The organism is Capsulimonas corticalis (assembly GCF_003574315.2).
GTDB lineage: Bacteria > Armatimonadota > Armatimonadia > Armatimonadales > Capsulimonadaceae > Capsulimonas > Capsulimonas corticalis.
The window spans coordinates 5286791-5307704 of the sequence record NZ_AP025739.1 but is presented as its reverse complement, the minus strand read 5'-3'; the positions used below and the strand labels follow the sequence as shown (position 1 = coordinate 5307704).

Sequence of the window (20914 nt, the reverse complement as noted above, 5' to 3'; positions counted from 1 at the left end):
CATGGAAGATATTGATAAATGGGACGCATCCATAGACAGATGCGCGTGAACCTGAGTATATTATTAATGTATGAAAATGAAGCAGGGAAGATCGCCCAGGTTAAGAGTGATCCGAACGATCTTCTCCCTCGAAACTCAATCTCCGTCTTGCCGGCTCCGATCTCCTCACGCCTCAATATTCTCCATAAAATGACATCCAATTCCCTTGCGCGTTTCCCAAGCCCGATGTGATAATGGACCCATCGACGCCAAGTCGAGACGCAGCCGTCCGGTTTCTCAATTCTCTCCATTATCTTTACCATGCCGTAAAGATCGTATTTCGCCGATATGGGCGGCGTATGTGGCTTACGGTTAGTTTGTCAGACTTCACGATAATTTTCGGGCAGAGTTTTCGCTAAAGGAATCAAAACCATGACCACACTGTCGATCCGCAATCGTAATTTGCAATCGGGTTTTACACTCATCGAATTACTCGTTGTTATCGCTATCATTGCGATTCTTGCCTCCATCCTTTTCCCCGTGTTCGCTAAAGCGCGAGAGAAGGCCCGGCAGACTTCCTGCTTAAGCAATCAGAAGCAGATCGGTCTGGGATTGATGCAGTATGTCCAGGACTATGATGAGACGCTCACTCAGGCGTTTTATGGCGGTTTCGACTGGTCCCAGAACGATGACTCCCATTACAAATGGGAGGACGCCGTTTATCCCTATGTCAAGAGCGAGGCGGTTTTCAACTGTCCGGACGAAGAAAATTACGCCACCAATCACTTCATCTACAATCGGAATCTCCCGAATAATAACAACTCCATGGAAAACCATGGCAGCTATGGAATGAATGTCACCTATTTTGGCGACAATCAGTTCGATCACCAGAGCCTTAAGCACCATCCGACCGGCGGCGACGACGGCGGCTGCAAAACGGTGGCCGCCATCGGTTCTCCATCAGACACGATCTGGGTTATGGACGCCAACTATTTCCAGGTCGCCTGGTGGAATGTGGCCAGCCAGGAAATCCCAACAAATCCGGACTCCGGCGCCGTGACCAGTTCGAATCAAATTATGATCCGGCATACCGGACGCACGAACACGCTGTTTTGCGACGGCCATGTCAAAGCCCTGACGTTTGGACAGCTGTCGACGCCGGTCAACGATACATCGGGTCTGGATGTCGGCGCATGGAAATACTTCACGACGGAGGACGATTAACCCTCGCATCGATCCTCAAATCGTTCTAAGTTCGGCTTTAGTAATGAGGTCGGCCGAGATCGGCCGGCCTCGAATTGATCGATACGGAAATGGAGAAAGAGTTGTCAGAACGCATCAAGCCATCCGGAATCGTCGCGATTGTTATCCTTGTCATCGCTGCGATCTCCTTCGCCGGCTATCGCTACTTCGCGCCTCAGCCTTACACGGCGCCCGCGCCGGGATCGGGCATGACCCTGGCGAAACTTGTGGCGAAGGCTGAGAAGGATCCCGGCGGCTTGACGCCGACGGAAAAGCAGTACTACAGCCGCCTGTCTCCCGCCGCGATCGCCGCGATCAAAAACAGCGAAGCGAAGCCTGCTCCGGGACAAAAATAATTATCGGCGCCGTAGACAGAATTAATAAAATAGGAGTATAGTGTTAACGTATGAAAATACCGGCAAGAAATCTGCTGCGATTCATCTCCAGTAGACATACTGCTGTCTTCAAAACTCCGTAACGATTAGCGCTGCCGATCTTCATGAAAAATGATCGAAATCGGCGGCAAAGCACTGATGGTTTTCTGTAACATCCGCCATCAATATTCTCCATAAATTGACAGCAAATTCCATTGCGAATTTTCCTCGTTCGGTGTGATAATGAACTCGTATCCACCAAGTCGGGGTCGACGCAAAGCCTAACGTTATTTTCCTGAATTATCTTTACTGCGCCGTAAAGATCGTATTTCGCCGGTTGATCCGGCAAATGCGTCTTGACGGTCTCTCTGCGGACCTTCACAAAATTTTCGAATGCTTTCTTCGTCAAAGGAATTACCGTCATGACAAAAATTTGGAACCGCAATCGCAATGGAATATCGGGTTTTACTTTGATTGAACTGCTCGTCGTCATAGCAATTATCGCGATTCTCGCGGCGATACTATTTCCCGTCTTCGCCAAAGCTCGTGAGAAGGCGCGGCAGATCACCTGTCTGAGCAATCTCAAGCAGCTCGGGCTTGGATTTACTCAGTATGTTCAGGATTATGACGAGAAGTATCCGAGCATCGGCGGCGTCGATCCCAACTGGGAAACAGACACCAACGGCAATCAAGCGGGCTGGGCGAACCAGATCTATCCGTACGTGAAGAGTGTCGGCGTCTACGCTTGTCCCGACGATAGCACGATCAACCAGGCGCAGCCGACTTACACCACGCCGAGAAAAGTCTCGTACAATATCAACTACTTCGTCTTTGTCTATGACTACGGCCCGTCACCGGGCGTGGATAACTTCGGCGGAGCCGCTCTGTCGCAGTTCAATGCGCCAAGCAGCACGTTCCTGCTTTACGAAATCTCCGACACGACGACGCAGCAGTACACCGGCAACCAGGGCGACCCGTCGGCGCCGATCACGATCCAAAACGCGTCCGGAGGATCGAGCGGCGACTACGGCTGGCTTCCAACCCGTCATGACTCCACCCTGGAGTACTCCTCCAACTACCTGGCGGCCGACGGTCATGTGAAGTATCTCAAAGCGTCCAGCGTTTCGTTTGGAACGGGAACGCCCGGCGGAAACAACGACACCACGACCGACAATCTGGGCGCCAAGAAGCAAGTCATGACGATTCGACTGCAATAGGCGTTTTGCTCTTTCTCTACAGAATGGGAGCAGCATGAGATCGAACGTTCATGCTGCTCCCATTCCGTTCCGAGGTCATTGCGCATTCCCGGAGCGTTCACCACGATATTCCCGCGCATTGTTGGAGCTTCGTTATGTCAAAACCACTCAAACCCCAGGTCATTATCGCGATCATCGCCGCCGCTCTTCTGATGGTTTTTCTGATCGGCTACAACAACGTCAAAGCCACCAGCGCGCCCGAAAGAACGGACGCCGCCCATCGCGATATCATCGCTTCAATGGCGCGCGCCCGCGAGGCGTCGCACAAAGGAGCCAAGCCGTAACTTCCGCGGCCATACGGATCGACTGGATAATATCTTCCATATTTCTAGCACGGATTCCATTGTCGTAAAAATCCATGTGTGTGATAATAATCATGAGATTAGTCACACATCCGAACGCTTGCGAATTGGAGAAAGATGGACCTATGAAGCCCACATGGACTGGCGTATTTCCCGCGCTGACAACCCACCTGCACGAGGACCAGACGCTGGATCTCGACGCGACCGCCAAGCATATTGAAGTCATGATCGAATCCGGCGTGCAGGGCTTGGTGATGCTGGGTTCGCTCGGCGAAAACGCCGCGCTGGAGGCCGACGAAAAGCGGCGCGTGATGGAGATGACGGTGGATGTGGCGCGGGGGCGGGTTCCAGTTCTCAGCGGCGTTTCGGAAACCAGCACGGCGGCGGCCTGCCGGTACGCCCGCGATATGGAGCGGCTCGGGGCGGACGGGCTGATGGTGCTTCCGGCGATGGTTTACAAGTCGGACCCGTCCGAGACGATGATCCATTTCCGGGCCGTCGCGGACGCCTCCGATCTGCCGATCATCTGTTACAACAATCCCATTGCATACGGCGTGGATATTACGCCCGCGATGTTCGCGCAGCTGGCCGATGAAGAGAAGTTCGTCGCCATCAAGGAATCGTCGGGCAACACCTGCCGGATTTCGGACATCATCAATCTGGTGGGGGACCGCTACATGCTCTTTACCGGCGTGGACGATCTTGCGCTCGAAAGCATCATGCTCGGCGCGAAAGGCTGGATCGCCGGCATCGGCCTGGCGTTTCCAAAAGAAAACCAGTATCTCTGGGATCTGGCGATGGCGGGCGAGTGGGAGAAGGCGCGTGAGCTTTACCGCTGGTATATGCCGCTCCTGCATCTGGATGTCTCGCTGAAGTTCGTGCAGAACATCAAGCTATGCATCCAGGAGTGCGGACTCGGCGCCGAATGGGTGCGCGCTCCCCGGCAGCCGCTCGCCGGCGCGGAGCGTGAGGCCGTTCTTAAGGTGATCCGCCATGGGCTGGCGAACCGGCCGTCTATTCCCACGCTGGCGCTGGCGTAACGCTGGAAGAACGGAAACGGATCGCCGCGAATGAAACTCCGCACAATCGTGATTGCCGCCATGATCCTGTCTGGCGACGCCGGTGTTTCTCACGCGGCGGCCAATCCCGTTCCTCCGCCGCCTGCCTCGGTGACGCGCGCGCTGGGGCTCTCGCCGTTCTACCGAAAGTGTCTGATGGACGACGGCTTTGCAATCGTTAGCTCCGCGCATGTTTCGGATTATGCGCTGCGCGAGGCAAAATATCTGATCGACTCGATGCTTGAAGGACGCGGCGATATTCGAAAGGCGCTGATCCGAAACAAAGTTCGTTTTGCCGTACAGTCGCCCACGGAGATGACGACCGCGATCCCGGAAAACCGCGATTTGACTCCGGCGAGCTACTGGGATAAGCGGGCGCGGGGCCTGGGTCCAACGCCCGACAGCCCGGCGGTGAGCTGCGGCGAGGAGAATTTGCTGGACTATCCCGGAGATCCGTATCGCGGGGAAAATATTCTGGTGCACGAATTCTCTCACGCCATCGCCGAGATGGGGCTGCCGGAGATCGATCCCGGATTTCACAAGCGTCTGAAGGCGTGCTACGATGGTGCGATGAAGGCGGGGTTGTTTCATGGCTTTTACGCCGCGACCAACCTCAATGAATACTGGGCGGAAGGCGTGCAGTCCCATTTCAACTGCAACGGCAACGCGGGACCGGACAAGCGTGTGATCGCTACTCGTGAGGACTTGAAGGCTTACGATCCGGATCTCGAAGCGCTGATCGCGTCCGTCTTTCCCAATCGAACGTGGCGTTACGTCCCGGTGAAACAGCGTTTGACGGACGCGCATTTGCGCGGCTTCGATCCCGCCAAATCGCCGCGTTTCGCGTGGCCGAAGGCGCTGCTCGTGAAAAGCCATGACGATTCGTCTGGACAGCAAAGAAAGTAGCGATTGTCATGACCGATCGTATCCGCGAGACCGTTCACGTCATCGATTCCCACACGGAAGGCGAGCCGACGCGCACCGTGATTTCGGGAGGTCCGAATCTCTGCGGCGGCTCCATCGCGGAGAAGCTGTCGGTGTTCCGCGAGTCGTATGACGGATTTCGGTCGGGAGTCGTCTGCGAGCCGCGCGGGTCGGACGTATTGGTCGGCGCGCTGCTGGTCGCGCCGTCGGATCCATCCTGCGCGGCGGGCGTTATCTTTTTTAACAATGTCGGATATCTCGGGATGTGCGGGCACGGAACGATCGGCCTGGTCGCCACATTGGCGCATCTGGGCGTCATCGTCCCCGGCCGGCATCGGATCGAAACCCCCGTGGGGATCGTCACCGCGACGCTGCATCATTCGGGGAAAGTCTCCGTCGAAAATGTCCCGAGCTATCGCTGGGTGAAGCAGGCGCCGGTGAGTGTCGATGGGTACGGCGTGGTTCGCGGCGATGTGGCCTGGGGCGGCAACTGGTTCTTTCTGGTGAACGATCACGGTCAGGATCTCACGCTTGCGAACGCGAAGACGCTGACGGATTTCACCGTGAAGATCCAGAAAGCGCTCGCGGCGCAGAGCGTAACCGGGCGCGATGGACGCGAGATCGACCATGTGGAGCTGTTCGCGCCGTCGGAAACGGCCGGAAGCCGGAATTTCGTTCTGTGTCCCGGCGAAGCGTACGACCGATCGCCCTGCGGCACGGGGACCAGCGCCAAACTCGCCTGCCTCTACGCCGACGGGAAGCTGGCGGAAGGGGAAGTGTGGCGTCAGGAAGGGATCCTGGGAACGGCGTTCGAGGGAACGGTTGCCGTCCAGGGCGAGGAGATCATCCCGACGATCTCCGGGCGAGCGTACATTACGGCGGACACTCAACTGGTCTTCGATCCCGCCGATCCGTTTCGCGAGGGCATTCGCTGATGTCCACGGCAAAAGAGATCTGCGTGGTCGGCGGCGGCGTCATCGGCCTCTGCACGGCGTATTACGCCATGAAGCAGGGGCATCGCGTGACGGTGATCGAGCGCGGCGGCCCGGCGCACGATTCCTGTTCGCTCGGAAACGCCGGCATGATCGTGCCGAGCCACTTCATTCCCCTGGCGGCGCCGGGCATGGTGGCGCTGGGCGCGAAGATGATGCTGCGCCCACGCAGCCCGTTCTACGTTCGGCCTCGGCCGGACGCCGACCTGATCCGCTGGGGAGCGCTCTTCGCGAAGTCGGCGACGGCGGCGCACGTGGCAAACTCCGCGCCCATTCTGCGCGACCTGCATCTGGCGAGCCGCGCGCGCTATCAAGAACTGGCGCGGGATCTGGGCGACGATTTTGGTTTCACAAAGAATGGCCTCCTGATGCTCTGCAAGACACAGAGCGCCCTACAGGAAGAAGCGCATACGGCGGAGATGGCCTGCAAGCTCGGCATGGAGGCGAAGGTCCTGACGCCGCTGGAGACCGCCAGGGTGGACCCGGAAATCACGATGGACATCGCCGGCTCGGTCTACTTCCCGCAGGACGGCCACCTGACCCCGCAGATCTTTATCGAGCGCTTGACCAAAGCGCTGGAGGCGGGTGGGGTGAGCTTTCTGTGGGGCGCCGAGGTGACGGGCTGGGGAACGGCGTCCGGACGCATCGTGTCCGCGCGGACCGATGCGGGAGAAGTTGCCGCCGACGAATATGTGCTGGCCGGCGGCGCCTGGTCGCCGCGGACGGTGCGGGATCTGGGAATACGGCTTCCGATGCAGGCGGGCAAGGGGTATAGTCTCACGCTGCCCAAACCGCCGCAAACGCCGCGTGTCTGCTCGATCCTGATGGAGGCGCGCGTGGCGGTTACGCCCATGCTCTCGGGATTGCGGATCGGCGGAACGATGGAGGTCACGGGCCTCGATCTGTCGATCAGCTGGCCGCGTGTCGATGGGATTTTGGAGTCCGTTCCAAAATATTTTCCCAGATTCGCGCCGGGCGACTTCGAGAACGTTCCCGTTTGGAGCGGACTGCGCCCCTGTTCTCCCGACGGCATGCCGTATGTCGGGCGCTTTGACCGCTACCGGAATCTCATCGCCGCGACGGGACACGCCATGATGGGGATCAGCTTGGGACCCGCCACCGGAGAGATCCTGGCCGACATATTGTCCGACCATGCGCCGAAGATCGATATCGGCGCGCTCAGTCCAGATCGGTTTCATTAACCTATGCAAAAGCGAATCACACGCCGGGGATTTTTGACGCGGGCCGCCGTGGGCGGGGCCGGATTGATGGTGGGATCGGCGGGGATTTCCATGAACACACTGAGCGCCGAGGCCGCGACGGGAAGCGCCGGCGCGCCGGCGCCGTTCCGGCCCACCCCGGCGGAGTACGCCGCGCTGCTGGCTCAGCAGGAGCCATACGAGGATATCATTCGCCTTCCCGTCTACAAGACCCAGATCGAGCCACGCTGGTTTGCCGGCGGCTCGCGTTTCTGGTATCGCAGCGATCTGGCGAAGGCGCGCCAGGAGTTTGTGCTCGTGGACGCGGCCCAGGGAACCCGAGAGGCGGCCTTTGACCACGCCAGGCTCGCCGCTAGCCTGTCCCAGGCGACAGGGAAGACGTACGAGGGCGATCGCCTTCCGTTTCGCGAAATCGCGTTCGCGGACGACGGCAAATCCGTGCTCTTCGCCGTGGACAAAACGGTCTGGCAGTGCGACCTGTCAAGTTATGTCACGTCCCGCTCGATCCTCACGGAGCTGCCGGCGTCGCCCGCAGTCGAGGGGGCGCGGCGCGAGATTAATGATGACGGCGGCGGGCCTGCCCCCGAGACCGCTTCGCCGGATGGACGCTGGATCGCGTTCGTCAAGGAGAACAACGCCTGGCTGCGCGATGCAAAGAGCGGCGCGGAGAAGCCTCTGGGCGCGCAGGGAACGGCCGAGCGTCCGATCAGCGAGATGATGCGTTGGTCTCCGGATTCCCAAACGCTGGTGGCTTTCACGGTGAACCGGGTCCCGGTAAAGCCGGTTTATATGGTCGAGTCGTCGCCCAAAAACGGCGATACGCGCGGCGAGCTGCACCACCACGAATACGAGCAGCCGGGGGACGATCTCTCCCAGTTCGACATGTGGATCTTCCGTCCCGAGACGGGAGCGGCGGTGAAGGCCCAGATCGATACGATCGATTTCTGGGACGGGACCGACATCCGCTGGCGCGGGGACGGCGGCGCTCAATTCTACTTCGAGCGCACGGACCGGGGGCATCAGCGGTTTCGCCTTTTCGAGATCGACGCGCAGACCGGCGCGGCCAAAACGGTTATCGATGAGCGCACACAAACGTTTATCAACTCCAACAATGGGTACACCTACTATCCCAAGGGCGCGCCCGAGGTGATCTATGCCTCCGAGCAGGACGGCTGGCGTCATCTTTACCTCTACGATTCCCAAACGGGCGCGCGAAAGAACCCGATCACGCGCGGCGAGTGGGTCGTGCGCTCCGTGGAGCGCGTGGATGACGACACGCGGCGGATCTGGTTCACAGCGAGCGGGAAAAACCAAGGGGAAGATCCTTATTTCCTCCACCACTATCGCGTTAACTTCGACGGCTCAAATTTGGTTGCGCTGACCGAGGGCAACGGGACCCATGAAGTCCAGTACTCGCCCGACCGTAAGTACTTGATCGACAGCTATTCGCGCGTGGACCTGCCGCCGCGACACACGCTGCGCCGCGTGTCGGACGGCGCGCTGGTTGTGGCGCTGGAGCAGGCCGACGCATCGGAGCTGACCGCCGCCGGATGGCGGACGCCGGAGCCGTTCGCCGCCAAGGGGCGCGATGGCCGAACGGATATCTGGGGGATCGTGGTGCGCCCGTTTCACTTCGATCCGGCGAAGAAATATCCCGTGATTGAGAGCATCTACGCGGGTCCGCAGGATTCGTTCGTGCAGAAGAGCTTCAGCGCGCGCAATGGGATGCAGACGCTCGCGAACCAGGGCTTCATCGTCGTGATGTGTGATGGGATGGGGACGCGCAATCGCTCCAAAGCCTTCCACGATGTATGCTGGCGCAACATCAAGGACGCCGGCTTTCCCGACCGGATCGCGTGGATCAAAGCCGTGGCCGCGAAATATCCCTACTGCGACACCGATCGGGTGGGGATCTATGGCACATCGGCGGGCGGGCAGAACTCCACCGGGGCGCTTCTCTTCCATCCCGAGTTTTATCATGTCGGCGTTTCCAGCTGCGGCTGTCACGACAATCGGATCGACAAGCGCTGGTGGAACGAGCAGTGGATGGGCTACCCGGTCGGACCCTGGTACAAAGAAAGCTCGAATATCGAGAACGCCGGCCGTCTGCGCGGCAAGCTGCTGCTGATGGTGGGCGAGCTGGATTCGAACGTCCCCCCAGAGTCAACGCTGCGTCTCACCGATGCGCTGATGCGTGAAGATAAGGATTTCGATCTGCTCGTGCTCACGGGAATGGACCATACCGGCGGCGGCGATTACGGGGAGCGTCGCCGCCGCGATTACTTCGTACGGCATCTGCTCGGCGTGGAGCCGCCGGATCGGAACGCGCCCAAAGCGCCGAGGCCGCCGGTCCATTTGACGATGCGGCCCGTCGGCGACGAGGCGATGGCGCAGACGGACGGCGGGCCGGATACGACCATCGAGTTTCGCAACGATACGGGGAAGACGGTGGAGCTGTTCTGGCTTGAGGGCGGCGGCAAGCGGACATCCTATGGAGAGATTCTGTCCGGAGCAAGCCGCGTGCTGCACACCTATGCGGGGCACTCCTGGCTTGTGGCGGTTCAGGGAGACGCGCCGCTGGGTGTATACGTTGGCGAGAGCCGCCCCGGGATCGCGGAGATTCACGCCGGGCATTAGGGTCGTCGAAGACATCGGGAGAGGGTCGCATGAAAAAGGCTTATTGGACTGCGGACGAATTTGCGGCGCGCCGCGAGAAGGTGTTCGATCGGATCGGATCGGGCGTCAGCGCGTTTTTGCATGGCGCCGGCCCGGTGGCGGGCTTTGAGCTATTCCGTCAGACAAACGATTTTTACTACCTGACCGGCATCGAGGTCCCGCAAAGCTATCTGGTCATGGACGGCGCGCGGCGGCGATCGGTGCTTTATGTCCCCAATCGCGATCCCCACGCCGCGAACGAGGGCGGGGGGCTTGGCGCGGAGGACGCCGACCTGCTGAAAGGCATTTCCGGCGTGGACGAAGTCGCGGGGCTCAGCTGCCTGACGGATCACCTCGAAACCGCCGCGAAGATCTTTACGCCGCACAGCCCGTCGGAAGGCCGTCTTGCCTGCCAGGATACCCTGCGCGCGGCGGCCCGGTCGCTTGCGGCCGATCCCTGGAGCGCCGGATGGTCGCGGGATCAGCGTGTCCGTGAGATCCTTGCGGGATACTGTCCCGCCGCCGAGATCCATGACCTTTCGCCGATTTTGCACGACCTGCGATTGATCAAGAGTCCGCGCGAGCTTGAGGTCATGCGCGAGGCCGGCGCGGTCTGCGCGCGCGCCGTGGCGGAGGCGATGCGATCGACGCGCCCCGGCGTCTACGAATATCAACTGGGCGCGGTGGCCGATTATGTGTATCGCATGAACGACGTGCGAAGCGAGGGGTATCGCCCGATCATCGCCACGGCGGGAAACATCTGGCACGCGCATTACTACCAAAACCATTGTCTCCTCGAAGACGGCGAGCTGGTGCTGATGGACTACGCCCCCGATATCCAGAACTACACAAGTGATATCGGCCGCATGTGGCCGGTGAACGGCCGGTACGACGCTACGCAGCGCGAGCTGTACGGCTATATCGTGGAGTACCACAAGACGCTTCTCAAATACATTCGCCCGGGCGTCATCCCGCGCCAGATTCTCGCGGAAGCGGCGGCGGACATGGCGATTGTCATCGAAAACACCGCGTTTTCGAAACCGATCTACGAGCAGGCGGCGCGCCGGACCCTGACCTTTGAAGGGCACCTCTCGCACCCCGTCGGCATGGCCGTACACGATGTCGGCAAGTATTTCGACCGTCCGATGGAGCCCGGTCTCGTCTTTGCGCTCGACCCGCAGATGTGGATCCCGGAGGAGCGGCTTTACGTTCGAGTCGAGGACACCGTCGCCGTCACCGAAAACGGGGTTGAAGCGCTGACATCCGGCGCGCCGCTGGAGCTGCGCGAAGTGGAGGCGCTAATCGCCTCGCGGGGCTTGATCCAGAGCTTTCCAATGACGCTTGGGGACGGCGTACGGGAACTGGCTTTTCAGTAAGGAAGAGATTTATGACGACGCTGCATGGCCGCAATTTGCTTGGCGAGACATCGTCCGCTCTGGGGGATATCACGTTTTCGGGATACAGCACCCTCACCGGGCAAGCGCTGAAAACGGTGTTCCACGAGGCGACGCCGGAGGAGATCGACCGCGCGGTGAGCCTTGCGGCGGGCGCGGCCGGCCCTTATCGCGCGCTTCCCGCCGAGGCGCGCGCCGACTTTCTCAGCCGCATCGCCGACGAGATCGTGGCGCTCGGCGACGATCTTCTGGAGATCGCGCATCAGGAAAGCGCGCTGCCCAAGGATCGCTTGACCGGCGAGCGGGGACGCACCGTCGGCCAACTGCGCATGTTCGCGGATCTGGTCCGCGAAGGCTCTTATGTGGATGCGCGGATCGACCGCGCCTTGCCGGATCGCGCGCCCCTGCCGCGCCCGGACATGCGCCGCATGCTGATCCCGCTCGGTCCCGTGGCTGTCTTCGGCGCCAGTAACTTTCCCTTCGCCTTTTCCGTGGCCGGCGGCGACACCGCCTCCGCGCTCGCCGCCGGCTGCCCCGTGGTGGTCAAGGCGCATCCCGCGCATCCCGGTACATCGGAGATGGTGGGGGAAGCGGTCCTTCGGGCCGTTCGGGGAGCGAACTTGCCCGAAGGAGTCTTCTCCATGGTGCATGGCCGCGCGGATGTCGGCGGCCGTCTCGCGCGCCACCCGGATCTGGAGGCCGTCGCCTTCACGGGTTCGCTGGGCGCGGGCCGCGCGCTGTTCGACATCGCCGCGAGCCGTCCGAAGCCGATCCCCGTTTATGCTGAAATGGGCAGCGTCAACCCCGTGTTCATTCTTCCCGGCGCCCTGGCGGAGCGCGGCGAAGCGCTGGCGGCGGGACTGGCGCAGTCCGTGACGGCCGGAGTGGGGCAGTTCTGCACGAATCCCGGGCTTGTTGTCGGTATCCAGGGACCTGCTCTGGACGCATTCGTACAGACGGTCGCGCGCGCCGTTTCCAAGACGCCGTCTTCGATGCTGACGATGGGGATTTGCAGCGCCTACCATCATGGCCGGGAGCGCCTGAAAACGCTGCGCGGCGTGCATCTGGAGACCCCGCCCGCCGAGAAGGCCGATGCGGCCATGGCGCTGGCCGCGCCATCCGTGTTCAGTACGGACGCCGAGACGTTTTTGCAGACACACGCGCTGTCCGAGGAAGTCTTTGGGCCGCTGACGCTGGTGGTCGCCTGCCGCAATCCCAGGGAAACGCTCGATGTCGCCCGGCGTCTGGAAGGTCAGTTGACGGCGACGGTGCACGCCGGCGCATCGGAGTTATCCGCGTTCCGCGACCTTGTGACGACCCTGGAAACGAAAGCCGGCCGCTTGATCTTCAATGGATTCCCGACCGGCGTGGAAGTCGCGCCGACGATGCAGCATGGCGGCCCTTATCCCGCGACGACGGACAGCCGCTCCACCTCCGTGGGGACTGCGGCGATTTTCCGGTTTCTGCGTCCGATTTGCTGGCAGGGCGCTCCGAGGGAATTGCTGCCGCCGGAGCTTCAGGACGAGAACCCGCGTGGAATCTGGCGGATGGTCGACAATCATTGGACGCGCGAGGGTATCGTATGACCGCACTTCTCACCATCGCGCGCGCGAGCCAAATCGCTGGGGCGAAAGATCGCATGCCGGAATTGATCTCCCGGTTTCGCAGTGACCGCAACTGTCTGGAGCGTCAGCTCTCCGTCCCTTATTCCGAGGCGTTCTGGGCGCGCCGGGAATCGTTTCTAGAGGAATGGCGCTCAGCCCTGGAAGCCCTGCCGTACGACGACCTGAGCCGGGACGACCGCTGCGACTGGCGTTTGCTGACCGGCTTGCTGGACGCCGAAACCCGGCGTCTGGCGCAGGAGCGTCTGCGGTTCGCGGCAGCCCAGCCGCTGCTTCCCTTTGCGGCCTGTTTGACCGAACTGGAGACGCGGCGAAAACAGATGTCGGATATCGACGCCGCCGAGATCGCCCGGCGCCTGGATCGAATGCGGACCGAGGTCAAGACAGCGCAGGGGATTCTGGAATCCGATCGAGACTTTGCGTCTCCCACAATCGTCGCCGACGCGGCCGAAGCTGTCCTCGCGCTGCGCGAAATGCTGACGGGGTGGTTTGAGTTTTACAATGGGTACGATCCGCTCTTCACTTGGTGGGCTGAAAAGCCCTATCGGGGCCTGGACGCCGCGCTGGAGTCGTATGCGATCGCTCTGCGGCAAGCCGCAATCGGCGCCGCCGAGGGGGCTATTTTGGGCGCTCCCATCGGACGCGCGGCGCTTTGCGATGAACTGCGCTACGCGCAGATCGCCTATAGCCCGGAAGAGCTGATCGCGGCGGCGCGCGCGGACATGCTCGCATGCCGAACCGAACTTCGCCTGGCGGCGCGCGCGATGGGATGCGGCGATGACTGGCGCGCGGCGCTGGAGCTGGTCAAGCAGGACCACGTCGCTCCCGGCGCTCAGACCGCCCTCGTCCGAGACCTCGCGCATGAGGCCATTGCCTATGTGGAGAGCGAGAATTTAGTGACCGTGCCGGCGCTTGCGCGCGAGTGCTGGCAGATGGAGATGATGTCCGCCGAGCGTCAAAAGATCAATCCCTTTTTCACCGGCGGCGAGACCATCTCCATCTCTTTTCCGACAAACGACATGGAGCACGCGCAAAAAGAGATGAGCCTGCGCGGCAACAATCGCCATTTCGCCCGCGCCACGGTGCATCACGAGCTCATCCCCGGCCACCATCTTCAGGGCTTCTGCCAGGAGCGCTACCGTCCGTATCGCCAGATTTTTTACACGCCATTTTGGACCGAGGGCTGGACTCTGCACTGGGAGATGCTGCTCTGGGAACGCGGCTTTGCCCGAACACCCCAGGAAAAGATCGGAATGCTCTTCTGGCGCCAGCATCGCTGCGCCCGCGTGATCTTCTCCCTCGGCTTCCACCTCGGCGAGATGACGGCTGCGGAATGCGTGGAGATGCTGGTCCACGAGGTCGGACACGAACGCGACAACGCCGAGGCCGAAGTGCGCCGCTCCTTTGAGGGGGGCTACGATCCGCTGTATCAGCTCGCCTATCTCATCGGCGGCATGCAGATGCATTCCCTTCACCGGGAACTGGTCCACGGAGGACGCATGACCGACCGCGAATTCCACGACGCCGTCTTGCGCGAAAACTGCATGCCGATCCCCACCTTGCGCGCGCTCCTCACGGGAGATCCGCTGGAGCAGGATCTGGATGTGGAGTGGAAGTTTCTCGGGTGAACTGCTTTCCTCTGTGGCCAAAACTCATCCTGAGGCTTTTCGTTTCCCGTGCTCCCTCCCGTGTCCTACCTAACCCCCGGCGCTTTACGCGCCCCCGCCGTGTTCTACCTACCCCCGGCCTTCGGCCGACCCCTCCGCGACGGGAAGGGTTATTTCAGAGCGTGTTATCGCAGGCCGCTCCCGTATGAGGCAATCATATCAACGCTTCCCGTCGCGGAGGGGTGGCGCGGAATCGCCGGGGTAGGTAGGACACGGAGGGCGCGCCGAAGCGCCGGGGGTGGGTAGGACACGGGAGGGAGCACGCGAAGCGCGAGAGTGGGTTTGAACGGAGTACGAGAAGCCGCTTTGTTCGGAGGCGTCGCCCGAATCACTCCGCCTTCACCCGAATCACGCTGACGGAGTAACCCGGAAAGCGATGTGTGAACGTTTTGCCGCCGGTTTTGATCGTCGCCTTGGTCGGAGCGATTTTGCTGGGAGCGTCGATACTGTTGACGTCGTCTGGATTGCCGGCGATTTGCTCGACCGTGGCCGTCTTTGCGATGCTGCTTGCGCCTTCGAGAGCGATGGTCAAATTCTGCGGCTTTTGCTGGTAGTTGACGACCTTCAGGATCACATCTCCGGTCGCTTTGTCCCGACTGGCGGTGGTGATGACGGGGCCGGGCGGGGGCGGAAGGAAGTCGTCGGTTTCCTCCAGGAGCTTTCCGTCGAGGAAGCAGCGGATGTGGTGGCCCTGGACATCGACACGGACATCGTACCAGCGGCCCGTTTCCACCTGCATGGGAACGATGGGGCCAAGCTGCGATTTCACGCCCTTGACGGAGCGCTCCAGAACGGCGCGCGAGTTTCCCCAGCCACCGACATTCCACCAGAGGTAGTTGTCGTCGTCCTTCACATGGAACATCACGAGGAAGCCTTCGGCGCCGGCGGTTTTGCGCGCTTTGACGCTATAGGAGTAGTCCGACCACATGGGCGATCCCGTGACGGCGCGGCAGTTCTCAATCTCCGTCGTTTCCTTCAGGACATCGCCCTCCACGCTCCAGGATCCCCCGGACTTCTTCCAATCGTCGGCGCCGCTGGTGAAGTCCTTTTGATAGATCGTCCGGCCGTCGTGCGTGACGCTGGCGTCCTTGAACTCGGCCTGCGTCACCCAGGTTCCGACGCCGACCGCGCCGGCCGTGGGGGCGGGAGTGACCGCCGGGTAGGCTTGCGGCGTGACGTCGACCGGCAGCACGACATCGCCCCGATTGCTTCCGAACATCTTCTGCACGTAATAGGAGGGAGAGGCGAAGCTCGTGAGCGCGTCGTACCCGATCAGATTTGTGCCCCATTGCGAGGCGTCGGGGTTGACGTTCACCAGCATCGGCGCGTAGCACGAAAGCAGAACAACGTCGGAGTTGCGCTCCAGGCCCGTCAGCCAGGCGGCGTCGCCCAGCGCAGCGTTCATGCTCGGCGTCGGCGACCCCTCGATCGACGCCCACTCCCCGACGAAGACCTTCGGTCCCGTGCGTTTGTAGTTGTCGTAATGCTTCGCGTCCTTCGCCATCTCCGCCGGGCTGCGATAAAAATGCTCGTCATTTAAATCCGCCGCGCGGCTGCGCACGGGCATGGTGGCGATCAGCTTCAAGGACGGATATTTTGCCCGGATGGCGTCGAAGAACTGAGCGAAGCGGCCGTCGTAACTGCCCGAGGGGTCGAACCAGTCTTCATTGCCAATCTCCACGTATTGAATTTTGAACGGCTCCGGATGGCCGTCCGCGGCGCGCGCGGCGCCCCATTTGGTGTCGATGTCGCCCGTGGCGTACTCGATCTCGTCGAGCGCGTCCTGAACGTACGGCGCCAGATCGGGGCCGGGATCGATCTTTTCATTCTTCGGCGGCAGAGAATAGCCGGCGTAGACGGCCAGGATCGGCTCGACCTTGAGATCCTCGCACCACTCGAAGAACTCCAGCAGACCGAGGCCATCCGTGGACCGGTACCCCCATGGGCCTTGATGGCCGGGCCGGTCGTCCATGCCGTGGATCGTCTGTTTCCAGTCGAAGCGCTCGGCGATCGCGTTGCCTTCCAGATAATTCCCCCCAGGCAGGCGCAGGAAGGTCGGCTTCATGGCGGCCATCTTCTGCATCAGGTCGATCCGGTTGCCATTGGCGCGGTTTTGATACGTCGGGGGAAAAAGCGAGACCTGACTGAGCCATACCGTTCCCAGTGTGCTTGCCGAGACGACGAAGCGATTCGCCGCCGAAGGGGTGAGCTCGCCGGTGCTTAGCATCACATGGTACTTGCGCCACTCGCTGGAGATCTTGTCGATCCGCGCCTGTGCGTAAACGCGCGCGCCGTCGTTACTCTCTAGGTCCAGTGTGAGCGGGCCGGTGAACGTGTCGGACGATCGCGCGTAGAACGACGCCTGATACGTTGTGTTCGGCCGCGCGGGGATGCCCCAGTAGCCCTCATTCGCCGCGCCAACGCGTCCGCCGCCGTGTGTGATTGTCAGCTTCAGACTGGCCGAGAGCGCCCCGATGACCGGTTTGGCGCCGTCCAGCCCCATCGATCCCGCCGCGCCGCCTTCCTGAAGGAAAGACCAGTGGACGGGGTTTGCGGGATCGTCCTTGAAGCTGCGGTTCTGAATCAGCTCGCCATACAGGCCGCCGTCGTAGGAATGATTGATCTCCTCCGTCATCATGCCGTAAAGCATGGGGCTGATCGCGGCGCCCGGCTGATCGATCTGCACCGTCAGCTTTCCGGGCGGCGGCTCGGCGGCGCGGGCGCTTGCCGCGCCGAACGCCGCGCCCATGCAGGCCAGCACGACCGCTTGACTGACGGTGCGAGATATCATCTTGGAACTCCTGTCGCCACTGTTACTCCTTCCATCATAACAGAAATCGAACTGGCGAGCCAAGGAATTACACGATCAATTTATGGAGAATTTTGACCGTTGGTCGTCAGAAAATGCGCGTGCGCCGCGATCAATCGATTCCATTTTCAGATACGCAATTCCATTATCCCCCGCTCCGTTACGCTTCATAATCTTGAGATCATTTGGCCCCGGTTGATATGGCTGGAGAGGTAATCGTCCCCGTGAACGTCGAGAGCATCGTCCCATTGGAGTTTCCAGAATACGTCGCCCATACGCGCTTGAAGGCGTGGGTCTCAGAAATGGCGGGCCATTGCCAGCCGGACTCTGTCCATTGGTGCGACGGTTCGCCGGAAGAGTACGCCGCCGTGTGTGAGGAAATGGTCCGATCGGGAACCGCGATCCGCCTCAATCCTCGTCTGCGGCCCGGCAGCTTTCTGGTGCGCTCGGACGCCGATGACGTGGCGCGGCTGGAGCATCGGACGTTTCTGTGCAGCCAGGACCCAGGCGACGCGGGGCCGACGAACAATTGGGTCGATCCCTGGGAGATGAAACGGACGCTGACGGCCCTGTACCGGGGCGCCATGCGCGGACGAACGATGTATGTGATCCCGTTTTGCATGGGACCGATCGGGGCGAGCATCGCGCGGATCGGCGTGGAGATCACGGATTCACCCTATGTCGCCGCCAGCATGCATCTTATAGCGAGGATCGGCCGGCCAGTGCTGGACGCGCTTGGCAAAGACGGCGCCTTTGTCCGATGCCTGCATAGTGTCGGCGCGCCGCTTGCCCCGGGTGAGCGCAGCGCGTCCTGGCCGTGTAACCCCGAAAAATATATCGCCCACTTTCCCGAAGAGCGCGCGATCTGGTCCTACGGCAGCGGATACGGCGGCAATGCGCTGCTCGGCAAGAAATGCCTGGCTTTGCGTATCGCGTCGGTTATGGGGCGCGACGAAGGCTGGCTCGCGGAGCATATGCTCCTTCTTGGCCTGCAAAGCACCCAAGGCGAAAAGACCTATCTCGCCGCCGCGTTTCCCAGCGCCTGCGGTAAGACCAATCTGTCCATGCTGATCCCTCCCAGGGGCATGGAAGGCTGGAAGGTGACGACCGTGGGCGACGATATCGCCTGGATCACCGTGGGGGAGGGCGGCAAGCTTCGCGCGATCAATCCCGAAGCCGGATTTTTCGGCGTGGCTCCTGGGACATCCGAAGCGACCAACCCAAACGCCATGGCGACGATCCGCGAAAACACCCTCTTTACGAACGTGGCGCTGACGGATGACGGCGACGTTTGGTGGGAAGGCATGACGCCGGAGCCGCCCGCGCATTTGATCGACTGGCGCGGTCAGGACTGGACGCCCGGCTGCGGCCGCGCCGCCGCGCATCCGAACGCGCGCTTTACGGTAGCGCTGGCCCAGTGCCCGAGCCTGGATCCCGAGGCGCAAAACCCCGACGGCGTTCCGATCTCCGCCTTTGTCTTCGGCGGGCGGCGCGCGAAGGTCGCGCCGCTGGTCTATCAAACGCTCGACTGGGCGCACGGCGTCTACGCCGCCGCGACGATGGCCTCTGAAACCACGGCGGCGGCCGCCGGCGCGGTCGGGCAAGCCCGCCATGATCCCATGGCGATGCTTCCATTTTGCGGCTGCCATCTTGCGGATTATTTCGAACACTGGCTGCGCATGGAGCGTCGTGTCCTCGATCCGCCCCCAATCTTCCATGTCAACTGGTTCCGCAAAGACGGGGACGGCCGATATCTCTGGCCCGGCTTCGGCGATAATCTGCGCGTCCTGCGCTGGATCGCCGAACGCACGCAAGGCGCCGCCGGCGCCGCCAAAACCGAAATTGGCTTCCTGCCGCGCTACGAGGACATCGATTGGACGGGCCGGGAAGAGTTTTCCCGGGAGCGCTTCGAAGATTTGACACAGGTGGATCAGGACGAGTGGCGTCAGGATCTGGCCTCTCACGAAGCCTTGTTCACGTTGCTGGGTGAGCGAATGCCGGCGGAACTAGGGACGATCCGCCGAAATCTCGACGCGGCGTTTCGGCGGGATTTGCCCCAGGAGTACAATGTATGACGCCCACTTTGATCAAAGAAACCGAACCCGCGCCGGATCTGCGCGCCTCCGTGCTCAAGACGGCGCTGCTGGTCGCCGGAACCGTCGCCGTCGATACGTTTGTCAACGCCTTGTCCGTCGAAAAGCTGAACTTTCTCTATAAAGACCAGATGGCGCTGACCGCCGGCGGCGTTGCGACGCTGGGGATTTTTACCAATATTCCGGCGTACCTTCGGCCCGCGATCGGGTTTCTCTCCGATATCGTCCCCTTCGCAGGCTACCACCGCCGTTCGTACTTTTTTGCCGCCGCCCTGGTGGAGGCGGCGGCGCTGTTCGCGCTCTCGCTGCTGCGCGGATATTCGTACGCGGCGCTCGTTCTCCTGCTGATCGGCCAGACGGCGGGGATCGTGCTGATGTTCGTGATCATGGAGGCGGTGCTGGTGCGTACGGGAAACGCCACCGGCCAGACGGGGCGGCTGCAAACGATCCAGCAGTTCGTGCGCTCGGCGCTGGTCGTGGCCGTCGCCGCGCATCTCAGCGGTTACGTCACACAGCACTGGTCGTACGGGGCGTGTTTCCTGGCAGCGTCTTTGATGGCCCTGCTCGCGCTGCCGCTGACATGGTTCATCGACGAGAAAAAGTCGAGTTACGCCGCCGACGCCGAACGGACCCCATCGGAGCGAATGCGTGAGAAGTGGCGGGAGAGCGCGCAGTCGTTCGCCGTTTTGAAGACCGCGTTTCGCTCGGATGGTCTGTGGGCGGTCGTCGCCTTTATCTTCTATCTGATCCTGACCCCCGGAACAGGCAGCGCGCAGTTCTTCTATCAAGTGGACTATCTGCGGTTCACGCCGCAGTTTCTGGGCGATCTGAACGGGTGGGGCGCCGCCGGCTCCGTCGTCGGTTTCCTGACATACGCTGCGATTGCGCCTCGTCTTCCTGCCCGCATGTTAGTTTTCGGATTGGTGCTGCTGGACTGCCTGGGATACGTTCCCCTGTTATGGATGCGTGATACGACATCCGCCATTGCGATCACATTTGGAGGGAGTGTCCTGGGAGGCTGGTATTTGCTCGCCTTGCTTGGTCTGGGCGCGCGCGCCTGTCCGCCAAAGATCGAAGCGACGGTTTACGGCATGGTCTACGCGGCGCAGTTTTTAGGAAGCACGCTTGGCGGCAAGCTCGGCGGCTCGATCTACGACGCATTCGGCGGCGCGCAGCACCATTACCGCGCCGGATGGGAAGCCGTCTGCTGGGCCGGAGCGTTGTTTTCCCTGCTCGGCGCTTTGTTTATTCCCTTTCTGCCAAAATGGGCGCGCAGCGCGCGGCCGATGGGGGAGAAATCGGTGTAAATGCTCAGAGCGGAGCAATC

At 61.4% G+C, this 20914-nt stretch carries 15 protein-coding genes; 14 read left to right on the top strand and 1 reads right to left on the bottom strand.

The window, feature by feature from the left end:
* Positions 1 to 411: 411 nt before the first annotated feature.
* The 12 genes from D5261_RS22775 (at position 412) to D5261_RS22720 (ending at position 14646) form a co-directional block, all read left to right on the top strand.
* Positions 412 to 1203: a DUF1559 family PulG-like putative transporter gene (locus D5261_RS22775; RefSeq protein WP_119325061.1), complete on the top strand. Its 792-nt coding sequence runs from the start codon at positions 412 to 414 to the stop codon at positions 1201 to 1203.
* Between the two features lie 101 nt (positions 1204 to 1304).
* Positions 1305 to 1577: a hypothetical protein gene (locus tag D5261_RS22770; RefSeq protein WP_125206397.1), complete on the top strand. Its 273-nt coding sequence runs from the start codon at positions 1305 to 1307 to the stop codon at positions 1575 to 1577.
* Between the two features lie 440 nt (positions 1578 to 2017).
* Positions 2018 to 2812 (top strand): DUF1559 family PulG-like putative transporter, encoded by a 795-nt coding sequence (locus D5261_RS22765; RefSeq protein WP_125206398.1) that lies wholly within the window; start codon positions 2018 to 2020, stop codon positions 2810 to 2812.
* A 134-nt stretch (positions 2813 to 2946) separates the two neighbouring features.
* On the top strand, positions 2947 to 3135 hold the full coding sequence (locus D5261_RS22760) for a hypothetical protein (protein ID WP_125206399.1): 189 nt from the start codon (positions 2947 to 2949) through the stop codon (positions 3133 to 3135).
* Positions 3136 to 3278: 143 nt separating this feature from the next.
* Positions 3279 to 4193 (top strand): dihydrodipicolinate synthase family protein, encoded by a 915-nt coding sequence (locus tag D5261_RS22755; protein WP_119325065.1) that lies wholly within the window; start codon positions 3279 to 3281, stop codon positions 4191 to 4193.
* A 30-nt stretch (positions 4194 to 4223) separates the two neighbouring features.
* The gene (locus D5261_RS22750; RefSeq protein WP_119325066.1) at positions 4224 to 5117 is read left to right on the top strand and encodes a hypothetical protein; all 894 of its coding nucleotides are present in this window, start codon (positions 4224 to 4226) and stop codon (positions 5115 to 5117) included.
* 8 nt (positions 5118 to 5125) lie between these two features.
* The gene (locus D5261_RS22745) at positions 5126 to 6070 is read left to right on the top strand and encodes a proline racemase family protein (protein WP_119325067.1); all 945 of its coding nucleotides are present in this window, start codon (positions 5126 to 5128) and stop codon (positions 6068 to 6070) included.
* Complete coding sequence (locus D5261_RS22740; RefSeq protein WP_119325068.1) at positions 6070 to 7329, top strand: NAD(P)/FAD-dependent oxidoreductase; 1260 nt, start codon at positions 6070 to 6072, stop codon at positions 7327 to 7329. The genes D5261_RS22745 and D5261_RS22740 overlap by 1 nt, the downstream gene beginning before the upstream one ends.
* 3 nt (positions 7330 to 7332) lie before the next feature.
* Complete coding sequence (locus D5261_RS22735) at positions 7333 to 9984, top strand: DPP IV N-terminal domain-containing protein (RefSeq protein WP_119325069.1); 2652 nt, start codon at positions 7333 to 7335, stop codon at positions 9982 to 9984.
* A gap of 29 nt (positions 9985 to 10013) precedes the next feature.
* Positions 10014 to 11378 carry an aminopeptidase P N-terminal domain-containing protein gene (locus D5261_RS22730; RefSeq protein ID WP_119325070.1) on the top strand — a complete coding sequence of 455 codons (1365 nt, stop codon included), beginning with the start codon at positions 10014 to 10016 and terminating at the stop codon, positions 11376 to 11378.
* Positions 11379 to 11389: 11 nt separating this feature from the next.
* Entirely contained in the window at positions 11390 to 12982 is a 1593-nt protein-coding gene (locus D5261_RS22725) for an aldehyde dehydrogenase (NADP(+)) (RefSeq protein WP_119325071.1), read from the top strand.
* Positions 12979 to 14646: a DUF885 family protein gene (locus D5261_RS22720; protein WP_119325072.1), complete on the top strand. Its 1668-nt coding sequence runs from the start codon at positions 12979 to 12981 to the stop codon at positions 14644 to 14646. Before D5261_RS22725 ends, D5261_RS22720 begins: the two co-directional genes overlap by 4 nt.
* A 367-nt stretch (positions 14647 to 15013) precedes the next feature.
* Here the strand turns inward: D5261_RS22720 and D5261_RS22715 are convergent, their stop codons facing one another.
* Positions 15014 to 17476 (bottom strand): alpha-L-arabinofuranosidase family protein, encoded by a 2463-nt coding sequence (locus D5261_RS22715; RefSeq protein WP_119325073.1) that lies wholly within the window; start codon positions 17474 to 17476, stop codon positions 15014 to 15016.
* A gap of 218 nt (positions 17477 to 17694) precedes the next feature.
* On the opposite strand from D5261_RS22715, the gene D5261_RS22710 reads away from it, so the two are divergent.
* Entirely contained in the window at positions 17695 to 19569 is a 1875-nt protein-coding gene (locus tag D5261_RS22710; protein WP_119325074.1) for a phosphoenolpyruvate carboxykinase (GTP), read from the top strand.
* Entirely contained in the window at positions 19566 to 20894 is a 1329-nt protein-coding gene (locus D5261_RS22705; protein ID WP_119325075.1) for an MFS transporter, read from the top strand. The genes D5261_RS22710 and D5261_RS22705 overlap by 4 nt, the downstream gene beginning before the upstream one ends.
* Positions 20895 to 20914 lie beyond the last annotated feature (20 nt).

Excerpts from the sequence above, each read along its gene's own strand:
- D5261_RS22775 (WP_119325061.1), top strand. The coding sequence starts at position 412 with ATGACCACACTGTCGATCCGCAATCGTAATTTGCAATCGGGTTTTACA.
- D5261_RS22765 (WP_125206398.1), top strand. The coding sequence starts at position 2,018 with ATGACAAAAATTTGGAACCGCAATCGCAATGGAATATCGGGTTTTACT.
- D5261_RS22760 (WP_125206399.1), top strand. The coding sequence starts at position 2,947 with ATGTCAAAACCACTCAAACCCCAGGTCATTATCGCGATCATCGCCGCC.
- D5261_RS22755 (WP_119325065.1), top strand. The coding sequence starts at position 3,279 with ATGAAGCCCACATGGACTGGCGTATTTCCCGCGCTGACAACCCACCTG.
- D5261_RS22750 (WP_119325066.1), top strand. The coding sequence starts at position 4,224 with ATGAAACTCCGCACAATCGTGATTGCCGCCATGATCCTGTCTGGCGAC.
- D5261_RS22745 (WP_119325067.1), top strand. The coding sequence starts at position 5,126 with ATGACCGATCGTATCCGCGAGACCGTTCACGTCATCGATTCCCACACG.
- D5261_RS22740 (WP_119325068.1), top strand. The coding sequence starts at position 6,070 with ATGTCCACGGCAAAAGAGATCTGCGTGGTCGGCGGCGGCGTCATCGGC.
- D5261_RS22735 (WP_119325069.1), top strand. The coding sequence starts at position 7,333 with ATGCAAAAGCGAATCACACGCCGGGGATTTTTGACGCGGGCCGCCGTG.
- D5261_RS22730 (WP_119325070.1), top strand. The coding sequence starts at position 10,014 with ATGAAAAAGGCTTATTGGACTGCGGACGAATTTGCGGCGCGCCGCGAG.
- D5261_RS22725 (WP_119325071.1), top strand. The coding sequence starts at position 11,390 with ATGACGACGCTGCATGGCCGCAATTTGCTTGGCGAGACATCGTCCGCT.
- D5261_RS22720 (WP_119325072.1), top strand. The coding sequence starts at position 12,979 with ATGACCGCACTTCTCACCATCGCGCGCGCGAGCCAAATCGCTGGGGCG.
- D5261_RS22715 (WP_119325073.1), bottom strand. The coding sequence starts at position 17,476 with ATGATATCTCGCACCGTCAGTCAAGCGGTCGTGCTGGCCTGCATGGGC.
- D5261_RS22710 (WP_119325074.1), top strand. The coding sequence starts at position 17,695 with ATGGCTGGAGAGGTAATCGTCCCCGTGAACGTCGAGAGCATCGTCCCA.
- D5261_RS22705 (WP_119325075.1), top strand. The coding sequence starts at position 19,566 with ATGACGCCCACTTTGATCAAAGAAACCGAACCCGCGCCGGATCTGCGC.